Origin of the sequence: Sulfitobacter sp. EhC04 (assembly GCF_001650875.1) — a bacterium.
Classification (GTDB): domain Bacteria; phylum Pseudomonadota; class Alphaproteobacteria; order Rhodobacterales; family Rhodobacteraceae; genus Sulfitobacter.
This window is the reverse complement of the sequence record NZ_LXYI01000008.1, coordinates 58843-77886: the sequence shown is the minus strand read 5'-3', so window position 1 is coordinate 77886 and position 19044 is coordinate 58843. Positions and strand designations below refer to the sequence as shown.

General features: G+C 61.3%; 27 protein-coding genes. 12 read left to right on the top strand and 15 right to left on the bottom strand.

The window, feature by feature from the left end:
* Positions 1-43 precede the first annotated feature (43 nt).
* From rplS to A8B82_RS03305, 3 genes are all read left to right on the top strand, one after another.
* On the top strand, positions 44-427 hold the full coding sequence (gene rplS, locus A8B82_RS03315; protein ID WP_067288140.1) for a 50S ribosomal protein L19: 384 nt from the start codon (positions 44-46) through the stop codon (positions 425-427).
* 11 nt (positions 428-438) lie between these two features.
* Complete coding sequence (gene rpmE / locus A8B82_RS03310) at positions 439-660, top strand: 50S ribosomal protein L31 (protein ID WP_067288138.1); 222 nt, start codon at positions 439-441, stop codon at positions 658-660.
* Between the two features lie 207 nt (positions 661-867).
* Positions 868-1677 (top strand): division plane positioning ATPase MipZ, encoded by an 810-nt coding sequence (locus tag A8B82_RS03305; protein WP_067288134.1) that lies wholly within the window; start codon positions 868-870, stop codon positions 1675-1677.
* A 379-nt stretch (positions 1678-2056) separates the two neighbouring features.
* Here A8B82_RS03305 and trmD read toward each other — a convergent pair whose 3' ends face one another.
* The 12 genes from trmD to A8B82_RS03250 all read right to left on the bottom strand — a co-directional run bounded on the left by trmD (position 2057) and on the right by A8B82_RS03250 (position 10994).
* Positions 2057-2842 carry a tRNA (guanosine(37)-N1)-methyltransferase TrmD gene (gene trmD / locus A8B82_RS03300; protein WP_067288132.1) on the bottom strand — a complete coding sequence of 262 codons (786 nt, stop codon included), beginning with the start codon at positions 2840-2842 and terminating at the stop codon, positions 2057-2059.
* On the bottom strand, positions 2839-3627 hold the full coding sequence (locus A8B82_RS03295) for a hypothetical protein (RefSeq protein ID WP_067288130.1): 789 nt from the start codon (positions 3625-3627) through the stop codon (positions 2839-2841). The genes trmD and A8B82_RS03295 overlap by 4 nt, the downstream gene beginning before the upstream one ends.
* Positions 3627-4145 carry a ribosome maturation factor RimM gene (gene rimM, locus A8B82_RS03290; protein ID WP_067288127.1) on the bottom strand — a complete coding sequence of 173 codons (519 nt, stop codon included), beginning with the start codon at positions 4143-4145 and terminating at the stop codon, positions 3627-3629. Before rimM ends, A8B82_RS03295 begins: the two co-directional genes overlap by 1 nt.
* Positions 4142-4291 (bottom strand): hypothetical protein, encoded by a 150-nt coding sequence (locus A8B82_RS24310; RefSeq protein ID WP_162841702.1) that lies wholly within the window; start codon positions 4289-4291, stop codon positions 4142-4144. Before A8B82_RS24310 ends, rimM begins: the two co-directional genes overlap by 4 nt.
* Positions 4291-4920: a 5,6-dimethylbenzimidazole synthase gene (bluB, locus tag A8B82_RS03285; RefSeq protein ID WP_067288124.1), complete on the bottom strand. Its 630-nt coding sequence runs from the start codon at positions 4918-4920 to the stop codon at positions 4291-4293. The genes A8B82_RS24310 and bluB overlap by 1 nt, the downstream gene beginning before the upstream one ends.
* Positions 4921-4935: 15 nt before the next feature.
* Positions 4936-5340, bottom strand: coding sequence for a 30S ribosomal protein S16 (gene rpsP, locus A8B82_RS03280; RefSeq protein ID WP_067288122.1), 405 nt, complete (start codon positions 5338-5340; stop codon positions 4936-4938).
* A 48-nt stretch (positions 5341-5388) separates the two neighbouring features.
* Positions 5389-5712: a chorismate mutase gene (locus tag A8B82_RS03275; RefSeq protein ID WP_067288119.1), complete on the bottom strand. Its 324-nt coding sequence runs from the start codon at positions 5710-5712 to the stop codon at positions 5389-5391.
* Complete coding sequence (locus A8B82_RS03270) at positions 5709-6227, bottom strand: GNAT family N-acetyltransferase (protein WP_082899112.1); 519 nt, start codon at positions 6225-6227, stop codon at positions 5709-5711. Before A8B82_RS03270 ends, A8B82_RS03275 begins: the two co-directional genes overlap by 4 nt.
* 8 nt (positions 6228-6235) lie before the next feature.
* Complete coding sequence (locus A8B82_RS03265; RefSeq protein ID WP_067288114.1) at positions 6236-6769, bottom strand: GNAT family N-acetyltransferase; 534 nt, start codon at positions 6767-6769, stop codon at positions 6236-6238.
* Complete coding sequence (gene ffh, locus A8B82_RS03260) at positions 6766-8268, bottom strand: signal recognition particle protein (RefSeq protein WP_067288111.1); 1503 nt, start codon at positions 8266-8268, stop codon at positions 6766-6768. Before ffh ends, A8B82_RS03265 begins: the two co-directional genes overlap by 4 nt.
* Positions 8269-8460: 192 nt before the next feature.
* Positions 8461-10248, bottom strand: a complete 1788-nt coding sequence (locus A8B82_RS03255) for an SLC13 family permease (protein WP_067288108.1) — start codon at positions 10246-10248, stop codon at positions 8461-8463.
* A gap of 161 nt (positions 10249-10409) precedes the next feature.
* Positions 10410-10994: an FMN-dependent NADH-azoreductase gene (locus A8B82_RS03250; RefSeq protein ID WP_067288105.1), complete on the bottom strand. Its 585-nt coding sequence runs from the start codon at positions 10992-10994 to the stop codon at positions 10410-10412.
* Positions 10995-11113: 119 nt separating this feature from the next.
* Between A8B82_RS03250 and A8B82_RS03245 the strand changes: the two genes are divergently transcribed.
* Together A8B82_RS03245 and A8B82_RS03240 are read left to right on the top strand one after the other, a co-directional pair.
* Positions 11114-11992 carry a LysR family transcriptional regulator gene (locus A8B82_RS03245; protein WP_067288102.1) on the top strand — a complete coding sequence of 293 codons (879 nt, stop codon included), beginning with the start codon at positions 11114-11116 and terminating at the stop codon, positions 11990-11992.
* Positions 11993-12018: 26 nt separating this feature from the next.
* Positions 12019-12882 (top strand): DMT family transporter, encoded by an 864-nt coding sequence (locus A8B82_RS03240; RefSeq protein ID WP_067288660.1) that lies wholly within the window; start codon positions 12019-12021, stop codon positions 12880-12882.
* A 240-nt stretch (positions 12883-13122) separates the two neighbouring features.
* Here the strand turns inward: A8B82_RS03240 and A8B82_RS03235 are convergent, their stop codons facing one another.
* Positions 13123-13464 (bottom strand): ArsR/SmtB family transcription factor, encoded by a 342-nt coding sequence (locus tag A8B82_RS03235; protein WP_067288099.1) that lies wholly within the window; start codon positions 13462-13464, stop codon positions 13123-13125.
* Between the two features lie 40 nt (positions 13465-13504).
* Positions 13505-13726: a hypothetical protein gene (locus A8B82_RS03230; RefSeq protein WP_067288096.1), complete on the bottom strand. Its 222-nt coding sequence runs from the start codon at positions 13724-13726 to the stop codon at positions 13505-13507.
* Between the two features lie 105 nt (positions 13727-13831).
* Here A8B82_RS03230 and A8B82_RS03225 point away from each other — a divergent pair, with 105 nt between their 5' ends.
* The 6 genes from A8B82_RS03225 to A8B82_RS03200 all read left to right on the top strand — a co-directional run bounded on the left by A8B82_RS03225 (position 13832) and on the right by A8B82_RS03200 (position 17516).
* Complete coding sequence (locus A8B82_RS03225) at positions 13832-14743, top strand: LysR substrate-binding domain-containing protein (protein WP_067288092.1); 912 nt, start codon at positions 13832-13834, stop codon at positions 14741-14743.
* Positions 14744-14915: 172 nt separating this feature from the next.
* Positions 14916-15266 carry an AtpZ/AtpI family protein gene (locus tag A8B82_RS03220; protein WP_067288089.1) on the top strand — a complete coding sequence of 117 codons (351 nt, stop codon included), beginning with the start codon at positions 14916-14918 and terminating at the stop codon, positions 15264-15266.
* 1 nt (position 15267) lies between these two features.
* Positions 15268-16026 carry a F0F1 ATP synthase subunit A gene (locus A8B82_RS03215; protein WP_067288087.1) on the top strand — a complete coding sequence of 253 codons (759 nt, stop codon included), beginning with the start codon at positions 15268-15270 and terminating at the stop codon, positions 16024-16026.
* A gap of 56 nt (positions 16027-16082) precedes the next feature.
* Positions 16083-16307, top strand: a complete 225-nt coding sequence (locus tag A8B82_RS03210; RefSeq protein WP_011567586.1) for a F0F1 ATP synthase subunit C — start codon at positions 16083-16085, stop codon at positions 16305-16307.
* Positions 16308-16391: 84 nt separating this feature from the next.
* Positions 16392-16952, top strand: coding sequence for a F0F1 ATP synthase subunit B' (locus A8B82_RS03205; RefSeq protein WP_067288085.1), 561 nt, complete (start codon positions 16392-16394; stop codon positions 16950-16952).
* Between the two features lie 3 nt (positions 16953-16955).
* The gene (locus A8B82_RS03200) at positions 16956-17516 is read left to right on the top strand and encodes a F0F1 ATP synthase subunit B (protein WP_067288084.1); all 561 of its coding nucleotides are present in this window, start codon (positions 16956-16958) and stop codon (positions 17514-17516) included.
* A 112-nt stretch (positions 17517-17628) separates the two neighbouring features.
* On the opposite strand, the gene A8B82_RS03195 is transcribed toward A8B82_RS03200, so the two are convergent.
* Positions 17629-18396 (bottom strand): FadR/GntR family transcriptional regulator, encoded by a 768-nt coding sequence (locus tag A8B82_RS03195; RefSeq protein WP_067288082.1) that lies wholly within the window; start codon positions 18394-18396, stop codon positions 17629-17631.
* A 59-nt stretch (positions 18397-18455) separates the two neighbouring features.
* On the opposite strand from A8B82_RS03195, the gene A8B82_RS24400 reads away from it, so the two are divergent.
* Positions 18456-18935, top strand: a complete 480-nt coding sequence (locus tag A8B82_RS24400; RefSeq protein ID WP_201120733.1) for a hypothetical protein — start codon at positions 18456-18458, stop codon at positions 18933-18935.
* Positions 18936-19044: the final 109 nt, after the last annotated feature.

The following is a 19044-nucleotide window of genomic DNA, read 5'->3' as shown; positions in this document are numbered from 1 at the left end:
CAACTTCGTGGCATACCACGAGCACATTTAGGAGAATGGTCATATGGACCTGATCGCACAACTAGAGGCGGAACAAATCGCCGAACTGGGCAAGGAAATCCCCGATTTTCGCGCCGGTGACACCATCCGCGTCGGCTTCAAGGTTACCGAAGGCACGCGCACCCGTGTCCAGAACTACGAAGGCGTCTGCATTGCACGCAACAACGGCCACGGCATCGCCGGGTCCTTCACCGTGCGCAAGATCAGCTTTGGTGAAGGCGTGGAACGTGTGTTCCCGCTGCATTCCACCAACATCGACAGCATCACCGTGGTCCGCCGCGGTCGCGTGCGTCGCGCAAAACTTTACTATCTGCGCGCCCGTCGTGGCAAATCCGCGCGGATCGTCGAGAACGCGCATTACAAGCCCAAATCTGGCGCCGAAGCGTAAGGAGAGCGGTCATGAAAGCCGAAACACATCCCGAATACCACACCATCAACGTCAAGATGACCGACGGCACCGTGGTGGAAATGAAATCGACATGGGGCAAGGAAGGCGACCAGTTGTCGCTGGACATCGACCCTTCCGTCCACCCGGCATGGACCGGCGGCACCAGCCGTCTGATGGATACCGGTGGCCGCGTGTCGAAGTTCAAGAACAAATACGCCGGTCTGGGTTTCTAAACCAAGCCGACGGTACAATGGTCAAAGGCGCGTCCCTCACCGGGCGCGCCTTTTCCTTGCGCGGCACAGCGTGGAATGATGCGCCATCGCCAAAGAGAAGTTTGCCCCGAACAGTTGCCAGCACTTCCCAAAGCGGCATACCCCACATATAGTGTCGCACAACAATAACCTGCGTAACAAAGGCAGGTGTGGCAGAAGGGCAGTAGCATGGCGCATATCATCGTTGTCGGAAACGAGAAGGGCGGCGCGGGTAAATCAACCGTGTCGATGCATGTGGCCACCGCGCTGGTCCGAATGGGGCACAAGGTCAGCGGGCTGGACCTCGACCTGCGGCAGCGGACCTTTGGCCGCTACGTCGAGAACCGTGTTGCGTTCCTCAAGCAGGCAGAGCTTAACCTGCCCAGCCCGGCCCTGCACGAACTGCCCGAGATCGAGGCCGGTGCGTTGCGGCCCGGCGAAAACATGTATGACCACCGGCTGAGCGCGGCTGTCGCGGCAATGGAGCCGGACAGCGATTTCATCTTGATTGACTGCCCCGGATCGCACACGCGTCTCAGCCAGGTTGCCCATTCGCTGGCCGATACGCTGATCACGCCGCTGAACGACAGTTTCATCGACTTTGACCTGCTGGCCCATACCGATGCCAGCGGCGACAAGATCACCGGGCCGTCGGTCTATTCCGAAATGGTATGGAACGCGCGTCAGTTGCGCGCGCAGGCCGGGTTGGCCCCGATCGACTGGGTTGTGGTGCGCAACCGGCTGGGTGCGCAGCGCATGGTCAACAAGGAGAAGATGGAGCGCGCGGTGGCCAACCTGGCCAAGCGCATCGGGTTCCGCGTGGCCCCCGGTTTCAATGAACGGGTGATCTTTCGCGAATTGTTCCCGCGCGGTCTGACCTTGCTGGATCTCAAGGACATCGGGGTCAAGCAGTTGAACATATCCAACGTCGCGGCGCGGCAAGAGCTGCGCGACCTGATCAAGGCGCTGAAATTGCCGGGCGTCAACGCGGACTTCTAGGGCCTGTGGACATTCAACTTCGACCACCCGTTTCTGCCCAAAATTGCTCAGTTCCAGGCAAGAGAGCGCAGGAATAGCCAGCTATTTCAAGCTCTCTTTGCGCGCCCCGCCTTGAAATTGAAGCGCCAATACCCTGCCGCGCTGCGCGCTCTCGGGACATTGGCGAAGTGATTTTCCTTAAAATAAAGGCGGGACGCTGTAACACAGAAATGGGCAATTTTGGCGAAACCCCTGCGGGGCGCGGCGGATTTTGCCTCTGCCATCTCGGATGTTCGCTTCCAATGATCACATTGCTGCGCTCACATCAGGGCGCCAGCGGCAAAATCCGACTCGCGCGGGTGGTCGACAATGAATGTCCACAGGCCCTAGAGGCCTGACCCTAAGGCTTCTTATACCGCGCCCAAAGATCCGGGCGGCGCGTCTGGGTCAATTCCTGCGCCTGCGCCTGCCGCCATTTTGCGATTTCACCGTGATTTCCCGACATCAGCACCGAAGGAATGTCATGCCCTTCCCAGGTGGCGGGGCGGGTGTATTGCGGATGTTCCAGCAACCCGCTGGAGTGGCTTTCCTCGACCGTGCTTTCGGCATTGCCCAGCACGCCGGGCAGCAGGCGCACCGTGGCGTCGATCATCGCCTGTGCGGCCAGTTCGCCCCCGGTCATCACAAAATCGCCCAACGAAACCTCGGTAACGTTGTAATGTGCCAGCACACGTTCATCCACGCCTTCGAACCGGCCGCACAGCATGGTGACGCCAGTACAGGTGGCCAGATCGCGGGCCATGGACTGGGTAAAGGGCCTGCCGCGTGGCGACATGTAGAGGATCGGCCAGCGCCCTCTTGCGTGTGACTGCGCCTCTTCAATCGCGGGGCCGACGACATCGGCGCGCAGCACCATGCCTGCACCGCCGCCCGCCGGGGTGTCATCCACATTCCGGTGCTTGCCGATGCCATGTGCCCGCAGATCATGGGTATGCAATTGCCACAGCCCGTCGTTCAGGGCCTTGCCGGTCAGGCTGGCCCCCAGCACGCCGGGGAAAAGTTCGGGAAACAGGGTGATGATCCTGGCTTGCCAGACATCGGCGTAATCGGGCACGTCCTGCATCAGCTCGCGTGGCTTCAGCGTGGCGCGGACGGATTGGCGGCCATGGGACCGGGGCGGTTTCATCGCGGCTGTGCCTCTTTCAGGATATGTGCCTTGGCGGCATTGCGCGCCTCTGAGCTTTCATGCGTGCGGTTGGCCTGCAACATGGCTTGCAGCACGTCGTCGCCCAGCCGGGTGTTCGCCGGAGGCACGGCTGTCAGTTCGGCACGCAGGCTCAGCGGCAGATCGCAGAGGTCCAGCAGCGGGTCGGCGGGGCCAAGCGGCAGATCGGTGCAACTTTCCAGCGCGCGGTGATGTACTGGTACGGGCACACGGCTGGCGATCTCACCGACCATGCCGTCAAGGTCCGAGGCACCTTGGTAACGTGCCGCGAAATCCCCGAAATCCAGGGTCATGTTGGAGGCTTTGACGTGTTCGGCATAGGCCGATGCCAACCAGGGGTCTGGCGCGCGGGTGGACAGATAGATCATGATCTCGGCCTCGGGGTAACGCGCGCGGGCGATTTCCCAGAAGGCATAGAGCAGGACCGGTGCGGCGGAATAATCCTCCAGCGCGCCGCGTCCGGGCAGATGGCCGGAAAGCTCTTCGGCAGAGATGATCAGCGTGCGACGCGGCATGCCGGGCAGCTCGTCCATTAGCGTGGTAAAACGGTCCTGCACCTTGATCAGGGTCAGCGGATCGCGCCAGGTCGAATAGCCCCGTGTGGCGGCGACCAGGTCTTTCATGTGCCAGCGCAGGCGCAGGGCGACGTGTTTTTTCAGCGCCGCCCGGTTCTCCCGCAACGTTGCCTGGATCGAGGTTGTGCCGGTCTTGTGAAAACCCGCGTGGAGGATGATCCGGCGCGGCATCAGTCGTGCGCGTCGGGCAGGATGCCCTCCGGCGGGTCGGCCACGATGCGTCGGGCGGCCAGGTCCACCGTGGGCACTGCCGCTTTGGTGAAGGGCAGGAACGTGGTCGCGGAATTGCCTGCAAGTTGCAGCTCCAGCAGGTCGTCGGCCCCGTGGTTCTGAACCGTCTTGACCCGGCCCAGCAACACGCCGCCGGTGTCATAGACGTCCAGCCCGATCAGGTCGGCGTGATAGAATTCATCATCCGGCAGGCCGGGCAGTTGGTCCCGTTCGGCATAAAGCGCCGTGCCACGCAGGGCGTCGGCTTCTTCCTTGGTGGCGACCTGCGGTATGCGGGCGGCAAAGCCGTTCTTGATCGGGCGCAGGATGGCCAGCGCGAACTGGCGGCTGCGGTCCTCGGACCAGAGCGGGCTGTAGGTCTCGATGTCTTCCGGCACCGCGCAATAGCTTTTGACGCGCAGTTCGCCGCGCACGCCGTAAGCGCCCGCAATGGCCCCGACACAGATCATGTCCGTCATTGCAGCAACTCCGAATTGACGCAAATGGTGCCGGTCCAGCCGCCTTCGCCAGCGGCACATTCCTTGCGCATCTGCCAGCGATCATAGCTGACCCCGATGCTGAAACCGATGGCGAGTGTGATGACAATGGTGATCAGGCGAAACATCAACGGTCCTCGATATGCAGGGTGGCGGCGCGGGTTTCCCAGCCCTTGGTTTCCAGTTCCGGCGTCAGGCTGTCTTGCTCGGGCCAGCCCAGGCACAGATAGCCGACCAGTGACCAGTCTGCCGGAATTTCAAGATCGCGGTTGAGACGCGCCGGGTCAAGGATTGAGACCCAACCAATGCCCAGGCCGAGGCTGCGCGCGGTGAGCCACATCATGGTGATTGCACTGACAACGGAATAGCGGCGCATTTCCGGCATGCTGGCGGCCCCCAGGCCGGACCCCTTGGGCGTGGCATCGTCACAGAAGATCGCGAGATGTTCAGGGGCGTCTTCCATGCCGGAGAGTTTGAGGGAGGCATAAAGCGCGGCCTTGTCGCCGTCATAGCCTTGCAGGGCCTCGGCATTGGCCGTCTTGAAATTGTCGATGGCATGGGCGCGGGCCGTGTCGGAAGTGACGCGGCAAATGCGCCATGGCTCGCTCAGGCCGACAGACGGTGCCAGGCTGAAGGTATCAAGGCAGCGCTGCAGCAGCGCCGCCTCGACAGGTTCGCGTCGAAAGCGGCGCACATCGCGCCGCCATCGCATCAGGTCGGCAAGCCCGGCACGGAAATCGTCTGAGAACTGTTCCATGCCGGGTATGACGCCTTATTCTTCTGCGGCTGCTTCTTCTGCCGGGGCTTCCTCGGCAGGGGCAGCGGCGGCTTCTGCGGCGGCAGCGGCCTTGGCGGCTTTCTCTTCGACGCGGGCGGTGGCCTTCTTGCCGGGTGTGCCTTTGTTGGGGTTGTTACGCTCGGTCTTGGGCAGTGCGCCCGCCGCTTCCAGCATGCGCTTGACACGGTCGGTCGGCTGGGCACCCTTGGCGATCCATTCCTTGACCTTCTCAACGTCCATCTGCACGCGGTCTTCGCTGTCTTTGGGCAGCAGCGGGTTGTAGGTGCCCAGCTTTTCGATGAAGCGGCCGTCGCGCGGCATGCGGCTGTCGGCGGCTACGATACGGTAGAAGGGGCGTTTCTTGGAACCGCCGCGGGCGAGACGAATTTTCATGGCCATGATGTGTAGTCCTTTGTTTTGAGTGAAGGTGCGCAGTCAATGCGCACCCTACGATTGGTGGCTTTTGTGGTGCTGAATGACTTCAGCGATGATGAAGTTCAGGAACTTCTTGGCAAATTCGGGATCGAGGTCGGCCTCTTTCGCCAAATCTTCAAGCCGCGCGATCTGGTTCGCTTCGCGATCCGGATCGGACGGGGGAAGGTCGTGTTCGGCTTTGAGTTTCCCCACAGCCTGAGTGTGTTTGAACCGCTCGCCCAGCGTATAGACAAGGATGGCGTCAAGCCGGTCGATGCTGGCGCGGTGATCCTTGAGGATGTCGGCGGCGCGTTCAACGGTGTCACCGCCGGCGGCGCGCTCTTGAGGATTGTTCATGCGGCCTCCGGGGCTGGGTGACGGAAAAGCAATTCGGTACCCATGTTGATGTTTTGGTATGTCCGTTCGTGCACAGCGCCCAGCCGTTCGGCCAGCGCGATGGACCGCGTGTTGCCGGGCACGATGTTGCTGGTCATGGTGGTAAATCCCATGACCTCATATGCGTGCCGCCGGACGGCTTTTGCAGCTTCAAAGGCGATGCCCTTGCCCTCTGCGGATTTGAACATGACCCAGCCCAGTTCGGGTTCGGGCCATCCCTCGGGGAACCAGATCCCGCAGATGCCAAGAGCGTCACCTCTGTGCCTGTCCGTCACGGTCCAGAAGCCGTAGCCGCGCAGATGCCAGTGGCCGATCAGGCCTGCAAACCAGCGCCATGCCTGATCGCGCGGAATGGGGCCGCCGAAACCGATTGAGCGTTCCGGGTCGGCAAAGAACTCTGCCAGCGGCTCGAAGTCGGATTCTGCGGGGCCGCGCAGGATCAGCCGATCTGTGTCGAGCACGGGGATATGTTCCATGAGTGCGTTCATAGGGCAGCACGCTCAGACAGGACAAAGACGTCGCGTGTGACGCCGTCAGGAAATGTTTCGCGCCGGTCGATGCGGCCACCAAGGCGTTCGGCCAGGCGGCGGGCGGGACCATTTTCATCGCGCATGTGGGTTTCGACGCGCGGCCAGTCCAACGTATCATGGGCCCAGTCGATCACGGCGCGGCTCGCCTCTGTTGCGATGCCGTCGCCGCAGGCGTCGGGCATCAGCCACCACGTCAGTTCGTGAGAGGGCCAATCGTCAGGATGGCAGATACCGGTGCCCCCCAGAACATCGTCGGCACCTTTCCGGCGAATGAGGAACATGCCGAAACCCTTGGCCTGCCAATGTGCGATATCGCGCTCAACGATGGCCTCCACTTCGGCATCGGTGCGGTTGCCGCGATAGCCGCCAACCGTCACCTTGGATGCGTCATAGAACGCGCGGTACGCGGGAAGGTCGGCGCGGTTGGGCGCTCGCAACGCCAGCCGGTGCGTTTCCAGAACGCAGGTATTTCGGACGGCGACAGTCACTTCTTCTTACCAAAACCACTCAGGCCCGAGGGCAGGCCCATGCCACCGCCCATGCCGCCCAGTCCGCCGGGCAGCTTGCCGCCCATCGCTTTTGCGGCGGCCTCAAGCTGTTTGGGGTCCATCTGGCTGGGGTCCATGCCTGCGCCGCCCTTGCCCATCATGCCTTTCATGGCCTGCTTGAGCATCCCGCCTTTGCCCATCTTGCCCATCTTCTTCATCATGTCGGACATCTGACGGTGCATCTTCATCAGCTTGTTGAGGTCGGAAACCTCCATGCCGGCGCCCTTGGCGATGCGTTTCTTGCGGCTTGCCTGCAACAGCGCGGGGTTGGCGCGTTCCTTCTTGGTCATCGACTGAATCAGCGCGATCTGCTGGTTCAGAACCTTGTCGTTCATGCCTGCGTCTTCGACCTGTTTGGCCATTTTGCCCATGCCGGGCATCATGCCCATCATGCCCTGCATGCCGCCCATCTTGATCATCTGTTCCAGCTGCATCTTCAGGTCGTTCATGTTGAACTGACCCTTGGCCATGCGCTTCATCATCTTCTCGGCCTGTTCGGCCTCGATGGTTTCCTGTGCCTTCTCGACCAGCGCGACGATGTCGCCCATGCCGAGGATGCGGCCCGCGATGCGCTCGGGTTCAAACGTCTCCAGCGCGTCCATCTTTTCGCCCAGACCGACGAAACGGATCGGCTTGCCGGTGACGGCGCGCATCGACAGGGCGGCGCCGCCGCGCCCGTCGCCATCCATCCGCGTCAGCACCACGCCGGTGATGCCGATCCGGTCGTCAAAGTTCTGGGCGGTGTGCACGGCGTCTTGTCCGGTCAGGCCGTCGACCACCAGCAGGGTTTCGCGCGGGTTTGCGACATTGCGCACCACCTCGACCTGGCTCATCAGCTCTTCGTCGATGGACAGGCGGCCCGCCGTGTCGAGCATATAGACGTCATAGCCGCCCAGGCCCGCCTGCGTCTTGGCGCGTTTGGCGATGGCGACGGGGTCTTCGCCCTTGACGATGGGCAATGTGTCGACGCCGATCTGCACGCCGAGGATGGCAAGCTGTTCCATCGCCGCGGGGCGGTTCACGTCAAGCGAGGCCATCAGGACCTTCTTGCCGTCGCGCTCCTTGAGGCGCTTGGCGAGTTTCGCGGTGGTCGTTGTCTTGCCGCCCCCCTGAAGGCCGACCATCAGGATCGGCGCGGGCGGGTTGTCGATCTTGAGCGCGCCTGGCTCGCCCTCGCCCTTGAGGGTGTCGATCAGCGCGTCATGCACGATCTTGACGACCTGCTGGCCGGGGGTGACTGATTTGGTGACGGCCTGTCCGGTGGCCTGATCCTGTACCGCCTTGACGAAATCGCGTGCCACGGGCAGCGACACGTCGGCTTCCAACAGGGCGACGCGGACCTCGCGCAGGGCGGTTTTCACATCCTCTTCGGACAGTGAACCCTGTTTGGTCAGTCGGTCAAAGACGCCGGAGAGGCGTTCGCTGAGGTTTTCGAACATGGGCAAAGCCCCTTATCGTCGGTTGCGGGATACCCCAGATGTAGGGTGGCCGCAGTGAATACACAAATGCCCCCACGGGCGTAACACGCTGGTGGAGGGCGATCCCCGCACAAGACAGGGACCGGAAGGCGATGCTTCCGGGGATTGCGAGCGATTTAGGCGCTGGGCGGGGCGGAGTCAAGCATGGCAGGATCAGCCGAGCGGAAAGAAGATGGAGATGGCAAGAACAGCCGCCCCGCCCACGATCAGGTTCATCGGCACGCCGATCAACAGAAAGTCGCGGAAGTGGTAGTTCCCGGCACCATAGACCAGCGTGTTGGTCTGGTAGCCGATGGGCGTGGCAAAACTTGCCGAAGCTCCGAACATCACGGCCACCACCAGGGCGCGGGGGTCGATGCCCAGTTGCTGCGCAAGGCTGATGACGATGGGGGTCAGGATCACCGCCACGGCGTTGTTCGTGACGAGCTCCGTCAGCACCGAGGCGGTCAGATAGACCGCCGCCAGCAGCAGGAGGGGGGGCAGGGTCTCCAGCAGCGGGGTAAGGGTGCCCACGACGGTTTCGACAGCACCGCTGTTTTCAAGCCCGGTCCCGATCACCAGCATCGCAAAGATCAGGATCAGGATGGTCGCGTCGATTGATCCCCAGGCCTCGTCATTGTCGATGCAGCGCAGGAACAGGATCAGGGCCACCGCGAGGATCGACAACAGCGTGATGCTGGCCACGTTGAAGGCAGCAAGGGTCACAACGGCCAGCAGCGCGCCGATGGCGATCGGGGCCTGGCGTCTGCGGTACGCGCGCCCCGAAGGCCGCGAGACCGACACGATGGTGCCGCCGCGTGCCAGCGCATCCAGTCCTGCGGCGGTTCCCTGCAAGAGCAGCCTGTCTGCCGAACGCAGTTTCACTGACCACAGATCCGGGCCCGGAATATGCCCGTGCCGGTTTGCACCCAGGATGCGCACGCCATAGTCCGCGCCCAACCCTGTGACACCCAGCATTGTCCGGCCCTGGGCCAGACCCGGCGGTACGATGGCTTCTGCGATCAGGGGGGCTTCGTCCTCGCGGGGGCGGCCTGGGCGGCGCAGACCCACGCGCAGCCCCGAAATGTCATGCAGAGTGAGCAGTTCCGACGTCGGCAGCGACAGGATCAGGGTGTCGCCCTTTGCCAGTACCGTTTCGGGCAGGTCCGACCGCTGGATATTGCCGCCCCGGCGCAGCCCCGTGATGCGGATCGCCGCGCGGTTGAATTCCGGCGTGTCGGCGAGCGTCTGGCCGATCATCGGCGCGTCAGGCAGGATCGCGACCTCTGTCAGAAAGGTGGTTTCGGTCAGCATGGACGCGGCCCCCCGGTCGGCGCGGTCGGGCAGCAGGAAACGACCGGCCAGCACCATGAAGGTCAGACCAGTGAGCGCGACAACGATGCCCACAGGCGCGATTTCGAAGATACCAAATGCGTCGAGGCCATTCTGACGCGCAACGCCATCCACCAATAGGTTGGTGGAGGTGCCGATCATGGTGCAGGTGCCGCCCAGAATCGACACATAGGACAAGGGGATCAGCAAGCGGGTCGAAACGATGCCTACCGCGTGGCTGAGGCGCAGCACCAGCGGGATCAGGATCAGCACAATCGGGGTGTTGTTGACAAAGGCCGATGCAATCAGTGCCGCAAGGAAGAAAGTGACCAATGCGAGGACGGGTCGCGTCTTGGCCCGTTCGACGATGAATCCGGCCATGGCATCCAGCACCCCCGTGCGCACCAGCGCGCCTGAGACGACGAACATCGCCGCAATCGTGATCGGGGCCGGGTTGGAGAAGACGGCCATCACATCGTCGGGGCTGACAAGGCCCAGTACTATGAACACAGCCGCGCCAACGACGGCTGTCGTGTCGGGCGGGTATTTTTCGAGGATAAAGGCGATGAACACGCAGGCCAGCAGGCCCAATGCAACAAGGTCCTGGGACCCCGCGAACCAATCACTCATCAGTCACCCCTTTTGTGCGCTGCGGCAGAACCCGTCTGTCAACGCGGCAGGGCGGCGGGTGGTTCCGGCTGGTTGTGACCGGGTGGCAATAAACTGCGCCGGACCGACATGGGTGTCGGCCCGGCGCATCAGGCGTTTCTTGCTGTTTGGCTGGTGACGCCTCAAGCGGCGATGGCAAGCCCGTCGATCTGGTTATTTGCGCGGGCGATGGTGCCTTCGGCATCCTTGGCCAGCGCGTCAGCGGCAACGATGGTCACATCGGTGATGCCCAGAAAACCCAGCACGAATTTCAGGTATTCGGTGACGAAATCGGCCGGCGACCCTGCTGGCACACCGCCGGAGGCCATGGCGATGATGACGCGCTTGCCCTTGACCAGCCCTTCGGGCCCGTTTTCTGTGTAGCGGAAGGTGACGCCGACGCGCGCCACGAGGTCGATCCATGCCTTGAGCGAGGCAGGCACGCCAAAATTGTAGATCGGTGCGCCGATCACGATGGTGTCGGCGGACAGCAGTTCTGCCACCAGCTTGTCGGATTCCTTCAGCGCCTCGATTTGCTCGGGCGCGCGGTCGGATTCGGGTGTCGCGCGGGCCACGGCCCAAGTGTGGGTGATCTGCGGCAGCGGTTCGAGGGCGAGGTCCCGGGTAACAATATCGCTGTCGCCCAGTTTGGCGACGATCCGGTCGGTCAACTTGCGTGTGATCGAGTCTGCGGTGTTTGCGGAGGAGTCGATGCGGAGTATGGACATTGTGTACTTCCTTGGTTGATGCGTTTGATTTGTAAATCGGCTCTTGCAAATGCAAACACAACTGCCAGAAAACGCGCGAGACATGTTCAAATTTGCACAAAGGTTGATGCAGGGGGCAAATGGAAAACTGGGATGAAATCAGAACAGCGTATCAGGTGGCCCGTTTGGGCACCGTGAGCGGCGCTGCAGAGGTTCTGGGTGTACATCACGCCACGGTGATCAGGCACATTGACGCATTGGAGGGACGGTTGGGCGTGAAATTGTTCCAGCGCCATGCCCGTGGCTATACCGCCACCGAAGCAGGAGAGGACCTGTTGCGGGTGGCCCAGGCCACCGATGACCAGTTCAGCCAGCTTTCCGGCCGGATAAAAGGGCGCGGAATGGATGTTTCCGGCGACCTTGTGGTCACGTCTGTTGCAAGCCTGTCGCAAGCCTTTACACCGATGCTGGTCGCCTTTCAGCGGCAGTATCCAAAGGTCACAGTGCGGTATCTGACGGGGGACCGGCTGTTTCGGCTGGAATACGGCGAGGCGCATGTCGCCATCCGTGCGGGCACCATCCCGGACCAGCCCGACAACGTGGTGCAACCCATGACTTCCAGTTGCTTCGGCGCCTATGCCAGCCACGAATACGTCGCGGAATACGGACTTCCCCAGGGGCCGCAGGATTATTCCAAACACCGTTTCATCGGGCCGGACAATGAGGACAGCAGGGCGCCGTTCTATGTCTGGTTGCGAGAGAACGTGCCGACAGAAGCAATCCGGTTTCGCTGTACGGACAGCGAAGCCGTGAATGCCGCTGTGCTGTCGGGGGCCGGGATCGGCTTCATGGGCGCAGCAGAGGCGGAGCGACACCCCGATCTGGTCGAGGTCTACCCGCCGCGTGATGAATGGGCCGTTCCGCTCTGGCTGGTGACACATGTCGACCTGCATCGAACGACAAAGGTGCAAGCCCTGCTGGCCTTCATCAAGAAGCGGTTTAATGAGGACAAGCAGTGAGTCCGGGTGCGCAGGGTCATTTGGCCATGCTGGTATTTTCTGCGCTCGTCGCCGGGTCGTTTTCGCTGGGTGCGCTTGTTGCCAATGACATCGAGCCCACCGCGTTTACGGCGATCCGTTTCTGTCTGGCGGCGGTCGTTGTCGGGGCACTGGCCTGGCATCGCGGGTCCCTCTCACGATCCAGCTTTGCCGCGCCGTGGCGCTATTTGCTGCTTGGTGGTTTCTTTGCCTTTTACTTTGTCCTGATGTTCGAGGGTTTGAAGACCGCGCCGCCGGTCAGCGCGGCGGCGGTGTTCACCCTGGTGCCGGTCATGGCCGCCGCGGTTGCCTGGTTCATGTTGCGGCAAGTGCTGACATCCCGGATGGCGCTGGCGCTGGTCATTGGCGGGGCCGGGGCGCTATGGGTCATTTTTCGCGCGGATCTGGGGGCGCTGATGGCCTTCGATGTGGGGCGGGGCGAAGCGATCTATTTCATCGGCTGCGTCAGCCACGCAATCTATACGCCGCTGGTCCGCCGCCTGAACCGGGGCGAGGGGCCTGTCACCTTTACTTTCGGGACCTTGCTGGCGGGCGCGGTGTTGCTGCTGGTCTACGCCTGGGGCGACATAACCGCGACGGACTGGGCGGCGTTACCACCGCTTGTCTGGATCACGCTGGCCTATGTGACCATTTGCGCCACGTCGATCACTGTGGTGCTGCTGTCCTTTGCGACACTTCGGCTGCCCTCGGCCAAGGTCATGGCCTATACCTACCTCACGCCGACCTGGGTGATCGTCTGGGAGATTTTCCTGGGAAACGGGGTGCCGTCAGTGTTTGTGTTGGGGGGCGTCGGGCTGACGATACTCGCCTTGCTGCTCTTGCTGCGGGATGACAGTGCAAAGAATGTCTGAGGTAATTGGAACCAAAGGCAGAGATCACGCGTTCGTTATTCAATCTGAATAAAAAGGAGCGTCAACGTGCGCAGCATCATTTATCTTATTGGCCTTGTGGTCGTCGTTCTTGCCATCCTGCGCCTGCTCGGTCTGGTCTGAGGGGTTTGGGATGCGTAACCTCATCTACATCATTGGCCTTGTTGTTGTCGTTCTCGTGGTAATCCAGTTGGCCTTCTGAAAATCAGGGCGCGTGAGGGATCACGCGCCTTTTTCGTCCGTTGTGGGCAGTTCCGCTTCCAGAAAACGCTCAAACGCGTCCAGATGGATTGGTTCGAACTGGCCAAAGCCCTGCATCCAGGTTGACGCCGCTTTCATCGCTTCGGGCTCCAGTTTGCACCATTTCACCCTCCCCCTCTTTTCCTGAGAGATCAACCCGGCGCCCGTCAGCACGTTGAGGTGCTTTGAAATCGCGGCCAGCGACATCTCGAACGGTTCCGCCACATCGGTCACGGCCATGTCGTCTTCCAGCAGCATGGCCAGAATCGCGCGGCGCGTGGGATCGGCGAGAGCGGCGAAAACCTGATCAAGTGTGGGTGTCATCCCCCTTCAATAGCGAAGGCGCGGGGATTGGGGAAGCCGCTCAGCCGCGTGGATGGTGGCTGTGCTGTGACGGCAGGCGCAGGCGGTGCTGTTCGAGAGTGGCCAGGTCAATCCCCACATCCCGCGCGGCACGGTCGCTCAGATCGCGCAGGTGCGGATGTTTGCGGCGTTGAAACAGGCTGCGCAGTGACTCCACGATGCGTTTCAAATTTGCACGGGTCTTGTTTGACGACTGGACCATTGGATATGCGACATAGGCCATCTTTGTGCCTTCCTTGCTTGCTGTTGCAGCTAATTTTCCACAATCGCTCAGGCCCCACAAAGACAAATGGTTGACGTGACGTGTGCCAAAACTGCACAAGTAAGTATGAGCCGAACATTACCCCCGCTGAATGCCCTGCGCGCCTTTGAGGCTGCGGGACGCCATCAAAGCTTTTCCCGCGCGGCGGAGGAATTGCGGGTCAGCCATTCGTCCATCAGCCGTCACGTCAGGGGGCTGGAGGATCGGCTGGGCGTGCAATTGTTCCGCGATCTGTCGCGGGGTCTTGTGCTGACAGATGACGGCGCCGCCTATCTGGCGCAGGTCTCGCCCGCGCTCGATGCCATCGGCGTTGCTACGGAAGGGCTGGCCGAGACGCCGGAGGGCACGATCACTGTCAATTCGGAACCTCTGTTCGCGACGAAGTTTCTCATTCAGCGTTTGCAATCTTTCAGCTGCGCCCACCCGGAGGTGACTGTGCGGCTGGAGGCGTCGCGCCACCTGGCGGATGTGGCGCGTTACGAGGCGGACCTGGCGATCCGCTTCGTGCCGCCCGGCGCAAAGTATCCGAATTCGGAGTTGCTGACCAATGCGCCGCTTTATCCCTTTGCCGCGCCAGGGTTGTTGCTGACAATTGGAACGTCTCCGCGCGATCTGCTGACCTATCCGTTGCTGCGGGACCGGTCGGGGGGCAGTTGGGGCCGCTGGTTCACCTTGGCTGGCGGCGTTGACCCGGCGGAGGTGCCGCAATTTACCTGGCGGCTGAGTTCTGTTCTGGCCGTCGAGGCGGCGATTGCCGGGCAGGGCGTCTTGCTGGTGTCCGAAGAAGTGGTCGCAGGGGAGGTCGCGGCAGGACGGCTGGTGCGGGTTTCTGACATCGGGATGCGTGAAGGGGGTTATCATCTGCTGCGTGGTCACGGCGTCTTGCGCCGCAAGGCCGTGCGCGTATTCCATGACTGGCTGTTTCAGCAGACCGCGCCCTGGCGGACACCGGTCGAGAATGATCAACCAAAAGGTTGAATATGAAAAGGTGGGTGAATTCGTCGTCTCGCTGCCGGGTAGGCGCTGGAAAGTGATCCTGTGTTACCATTAAAGCATTGAAAAATATCACCTTACTGCCAAACCGATCTCAGTTGACTCTAACGGCCCTGCCCAGTACCTAACGCCCAAGTCATCCCTTGGGGTATGCGGCATGAGCGATCCGGACCAACAGCAGCAGCTAGAGCAGCTAGAGGCTCGGATCAAAGCGGTGAAAAAACGCAGCTCGCCCAAACCTCGCGCGGATGAACATCACTCTCAGGCACAGCTTGCCTGGCGAATGGTGATCGAACTTGTGGCCGGTCTTGGGATCGGTTTCGGCATCGGATACGGGCTGGATGTGCTGTTGGGCACTTTGCCGATCTTCATGGTGCTGTTTGTCATGCTGGGCCTGGCGGCGGGAGTAAAGACGATGCTCCGCTCTGCACAGGAAATCCAGGAAAAGAAGATGGTCGAAATGACCGGGGACGCGTCCGACAAGGACGACAGGAGCGAAGGAGCCTGAGATGGCGACAGAGACACAAGGTGCGGAAGAAGGCGGTCTGGTCTTTCACCCGATGGATCAATTCATCGTCGAGCCGTTTTTCGGTGAGGGCGCGGTTTCCTGGTACACGGTGACCAACGCGACATTCTGGATGTTCCTTGCGGTTCTGGCCACCTTTGCGCTGATGGTCTTGGGCAGCTCCAAGCGGGCCATCGTGCCCTCGCGGATGCAGTCGGTGGCAGAGCTGGCCTATGGCTTTGTCTACAAGATGGTCGAGGATATCTGCGGCAAGGAAGGGGTGAAATACTTCCCCTACATCATGACGCTGTTCATGTTCATTGTTTGCGCCAACTTCCTCGGGCTGATCCCGACGTCATTTACGCCCACATCTCACTTTGCGGTTACGGTTCTGCTGGCCTTGTCCGTGTTCCTGACTGTCACGATCCTGGGTTTTGTCAAGAACGGTGCCAGCTTCCTTGGTCTGTTCTGGGTCGCATCCGCACCGCTGGCGCTGCGCCCGATCCTGGCGATCATCGAACTTATTTCCTACTTCGTCCGTCCGGTCAGCCACTCCATTCGTCTGGCGGGCAACGTCATGGCGGGGCACGCGGTGATCAAGGTTTTCGCAGGGTTTGCCGCGATCACCATCATCAGCCCGGTTTCCGTGGTGGCCATCACGGCGATGTATGGCCTTGAGGTCCTCGTGTCCTTTATTCAGGCCTATGTTTTCACCATCCTGACGTGCGTGTATCTCAAGGACGCACTTCACCCGCATCACTAAGACAATGGCGGGATCATCCCGCCACCTCTAAACTTCCAACCTATAGGAGAATTCTCATGGAAGGCGAACTCGCACATATCGGCGCAGGTCTGGCAGCAATCGGTTCCGGCGCAGCCGCAATCGGGGTTGGCAACGTTGCAGGCAACTACCTGGCAGGCGCATTGCGCAACCCTTCGGCTGCTGCTTCGCAGACAGCGACCCTGTTCATCGGCATCGCGTTCGCAGAAGCGCTGGGCATCTTTGCCTTCCTCGTCGCGCTGCTGCTGATGTTCGCCGTTTAACTTCCAGGTTACGACATCCTTACGAACGGGCGGGTGTATTGACATCCGCCCACGCGTATAGGCCAAGTTTCCAAGGAGGCCCTGATGGCAACTGAAACACATAGCGATGGCCTTGCCGATGCCGTTGGCGTCGATATGGCGGAACACGCAAGCACCCCCGGCATGCCGCAGTTGGATTTCTCCACCTGGGGGAACCAGATTTTCTGGCTGGTGCTGGCGCTGATCGCGACCTACCTGATCCTGTCCCGCGTGGCGCTGCCGCGCATCGGTGCGGTTCTGTCGGAACGGCAGGGCACGATCACAAACGATATCGCCGCTGCCGAGGATCTCAAGGCCAAGGCACTGGAAGCGGAACAAGCCTATGAAAAGGCGCTTGTCGATGCACGCGCCGAGGCGCAGCGCATCATCGCGGATGCCAAGGCTGACATGCAGGCGGATCTGAATGCCGCCATGGCCAAGGCCGACGAACAGATCGCAGTGAAGACCGCCGAATCCGAAAAAGCCATCGCGGAAATCCGCGAAGGTGCCATGGAGAACGTGGAAAAGGTCGCCAAGGACACTACGAAAGAGATCGTGGCAGCCATGGGCGGCAAGGCGGATGCAAAGACTGTCAACGCTGCCGTTGCATCCCGGATGAAAGGATAAACCATGCGTTTGACCCTGACAGTCCTCACCGCCACCCTTGCCGCGTCACCGGCACTTGCTGCGGGCGACGTGTTCTTTTCACTGGGGAACACCGACTTCGTGGTGCTTCTGGCGTTTATTCTGTTCATCGCCGTCCTGTTCTATTTCAAGGTGCCCGGCATGATCGGCGTGATGCTGGACAAGCGTGCCGCCGATATCCGTACCGAGCTGGAAGAAGCCCGCACGTTGCGCGAAGAAGCACAGACCCTGCTGGCCAGCTACGAGCGCAAGCAGAAGGAAGTGCAGGAACAGGCCGACCGTATCGTCGCAACCGCCAAGGAAGAAGCGCAGCGTTCAGCCGAACATGCGCGTGACGAACTGGCCAAATCGGTAGAGCGTCGCCTTGCAGCTGCGGAAGATCAGATCGGTTCTGCCCAGGCGGCAGCGATCAAGGAAGTCCGTGATCAGGCCGTATCCATCGCAATTGCTGCGGCGCGCGAGGTCATTGCCAAGCAGATGTCGGCAGCAGACGGCAACAAGCTGATCGACGATGCCATTACGCAGGTCGATGCCAAGCTGCACTGATCGACGTTCCACAAGCGTTTGAAAGCTCCGGCATTGCCGGGGCTTTTTTCGTTATGGGGGAAAACTCTCACAGAATCTTGCCAGGAGTTTGCAGCCGCTTGGGGCATGCAATTTATCCTTGGGTTTCGTGCTGCAACCGCTGGCGTGCGATGTTTTCGTTTCGATCCGCCTTTTTCTGGTTAGTCAGCGCCTCCTCGACATAGTCCAGATGCGCTTCGACGGCGCTACGGGCCTGGACGGCGTCCCGTGCCTGCAGCGCATCGTTGATGGCGCGGTGCTGGTCCAGCAGGGCGGCGCGGGTTGTGCGTTGCTTGAACATCACCTGCCGATTGTAGAAAACCCCACCGCGCAGCAGTTCGTACATCGAGCGCATCATGTGCAGCATGACCACGTTATGGCTGGCTTCGATGATGGCCATGTGGAATTGCGCGTCCAGTTGCGCCTCTTCGTCGCCGTTCCGCTTGCCATGTGCGGCTTCCATTTTGTCAAAGACCGCCTGCACCACGGCCAGATCGGTGTCCGAGCCATGGGTGGCGGCGCGTTCCGCTGCCAGCCCTTCCATGTCGCGCCGGAACGACAGGTAATCAAAGACAGCCTCGTCATGACGGGCGAACAGTTCTACCAGCGCGGGCGCGAAGGCGCTGCCAAGGACATCAGCGACATAGACCCCCGCACCGGCCTTGGCCGTCAGCAGCCCGGCCTCCTGCAACGCGCCGATGGCGTCGCGCAGGGACGGGCGGGACACGTTCAGACGCTCGGCCAGTTCACGTTCCGGGGGCAGACGCTCTCCCGGACGCAGGATGCCGCGCAGGATCAGTTTCTCGATCTGGCCGATCACGGCCTGCGATAATTTCTCGGGGGTGACGGGTTGGAATGGCATGGGCTTTCCCTTGAATTGGTCAAATCATATGACCACAGCGCCCCTGCCGCAAATGCATTATGGCGGTTTCCATTGGCGTGCCCGCCAGAGCAAAGGATTTGTTAACCCTTCTGACTTCCATTGGGGTCATGAGGTTCCTTTCGGCACTTAGTGCAGCGATCTTCCTGATTGCCTGCAATACTGCATCACCGGCATTCCGGGGTGCCGCGCCGACGCGCGTGACGGTTCAGGGCTCAACCTTCGATGTCAGGGTGAAGGCCGACAGGGCCGAGGCCATTCGCGTCAACGTCGAATACGCGCCACGGTTCGGCCCGATACAGGCGCGGGCTGGTGCGGCGATGGCAATGGTAAGCGGTTGCCAGGTGGTAGAAGTCACAGGCGACCAGGCCCAGGCCTTTGCACGGCTGGATTGCGGCAACGGTCCGCCGCCAAAACGAAAGAGGTCAGCACCGCTCGAAATCGAATGTACGCCAGTCCCCGGCAGCGAAATCGCCATCGCCGGCGAGGTTTCGCTTGATCTCGACTGTGCCGCCTTCTGAAAGCGCAATATCTTGTGGATAAATGGCCTGCGCACCCTTGTTGTGGTGTGTTGTGGTTGACAGGATGGCCTTTCGGACCGCATTTTCCATGGATGACTGAATCATCGGG

Bases quoted from the DNA above. Each gene is read 5' to 3' on its own strand.
- rplS (WP_067288140.1), top strand. From the start codon at position 44: ATGGACCTGATCGCACAACTAGAGGCGGAACAAATCGCCGAACTGGGC.
- rpmE (WP_067288138.1), top strand. From the start codon at position 439: ATGAAAGCCGAAACACATCCCGAATACCACACCATCAACGTCAAGATG.
- A8B82_RS03305 (WP_067288134.1), top strand. From the start codon at position 868: ATGGCGCATATCATCGTTGTCGGAAACGAGAAGGGCGGCGCGGGTAAA.
- trmD (WP_067288132.1), bottom strand. From the start codon at position 2,842: ATGAAACCGCCCCGGTCCCATGGCCGCCAATCCGTCCGCGCCACGCTG.
- A8B82_RS03295 (WP_067288130.1), bottom strand. From the start codon at position 3,627: ATGCCGCGCCGGATCATCCTCCACGCGGGTTTTCACAAGACCGGCACA.
- rimM (WP_067288127.1), bottom strand. From the start codon at position 4,145: ATGACGGACATGATCTGTGTCGGGGCCATTGCGGGCGCTTACGGCGTG.
- A8B82_RS24310 (WP_162841702.1), bottom strand. From the start codon at position 4,291: ATGTTTCGCCTGATCACCATTGTCATCACACTCGCCATCGGTTTCAGC.
- bluB (WP_067288124.1), bottom strand. From the start codon at position 4,920: ATGGAACAGTTCTCAGACGATTTCCGTGCCGGGCTTGCCGACCTGATG.
- rpsP (WP_067288122.1), bottom strand. From the start codon at position 5,340: ATGGCCATGAAAATTCGTCTCGCCCGCGGCGGTTCCAAGAAACGCCCC.
- A8B82_RS03275 (WP_067288119.1), bottom strand. From the start codon at position 5,712: ATGAACAATCCTCAAGAGCGCGCCGCCGGCGGTGACACCGTTGAACGC.
- A8B82_RS03270 (WP_082899112.1), bottom strand. From the start codon at position 6,227: ATGGAACATATCCCCGTGCTCGACACAGATCGGCTGATCCTGCGCGGC.
- ffh (WP_067288111.1), bottom strand. From the start codon at position 8,268: ATGTTCGAAAACCTCAGCGAACGCCTCTCCGGCGTCTTTGACCGACTG.
- A8B82_RS03255 (WP_067288108.1), bottom strand. From the start codon at position 10,248: ATGAGTGATTGGTTCGCGGGGTCCCAGGACCTTGTTGCATTGGGCCTG.
- A8B82_RS03250 (WP_067288105.1), bottom strand. From the start codon at position 10,994: ATGTCCATACTCCGCATCGACTCCTCCGCAAACACCGCAGACTCGATC.
- A8B82_RS03245 (WP_067288102.1), top strand. From the start codon at position 11,114: ATGGAAAACTGGGATGAAATCAGAACAGCGTATCAGGTGGCCCGTTTG.
- A8B82_RS03240 (WP_067288660.1), top strand. From the start codon at position 12,019: ATGCTGGTATTTTCTGCGCTCGTCGCCGGGTCGTTTTCGCTGGGTGCG.
- A8B82_RS03235 (WP_067288099.1), bottom strand. From the start codon at position 13,464: ATGACACCCACACTTGATCAGGTTTTCGCCGCTCTCGCCGATCCCACG.
- A8B82_RS03230 (WP_067288096.1), bottom strand. From the start codon at position 13,726: ATGGCCTATGTCGCATATCCAATGGTCCAGTCGTCAAACAAGACCCGT.
- A8B82_RS03225 (WP_067288092.1), top strand. From the start codon at position 13,832: ATGAGCCGAACATTACCCCCGCTGAATGCCCTGCGCGCCTTTGAGGCT.
- A8B82_RS03220 (WP_067288089.1), top strand. From the start codon at position 14,916: ATGAGCGATCCGGACCAACAGCAGCAGCTAGAGCAGCTAGAGGCTCGG.
- A8B82_RS03215 (WP_067288087.1), top strand. From the start codon at position 15,268: ATGGCGACAGAGACACAAGGTGCGGAAGAAGGCGGTCTGGTCTTTCAC.
- A8B82_RS03210 (WP_011567586.1), top strand. From the start codon at position 16,083: ATGGAAGGCGAACTCGCACATATCGGCGCAGGTCTGGCAGCAATCGGT.
- A8B82_RS03205 (WP_067288085.1), top strand. From the start codon at position 16,392: ATGGCAACTGAAACACATAGCGATGGCCTTGCCGATGCCGTTGGCGTC.
- A8B82_RS03200 (WP_067288084.1), top strand. From the start codon at position 16,956: ATGCGTTTGACCCTGACAGTCCTCACCGCCACCCTTGCCGCGTCACCG.
- A8B82_RS03195 (WP_067288082.1), bottom strand. From the start codon at position 18,396: ATGCCATTCCAACCCGTCACCCCCGAGAAATTATCGCAGGCCGTGATC.
- A8B82_RS24400 (WP_201120733.1), top strand. From the start codon at position 18,456: ATGGCGGTTTCCATTGGCGTGCCCGCCAGAGCAAAGGATTTGTTAACC.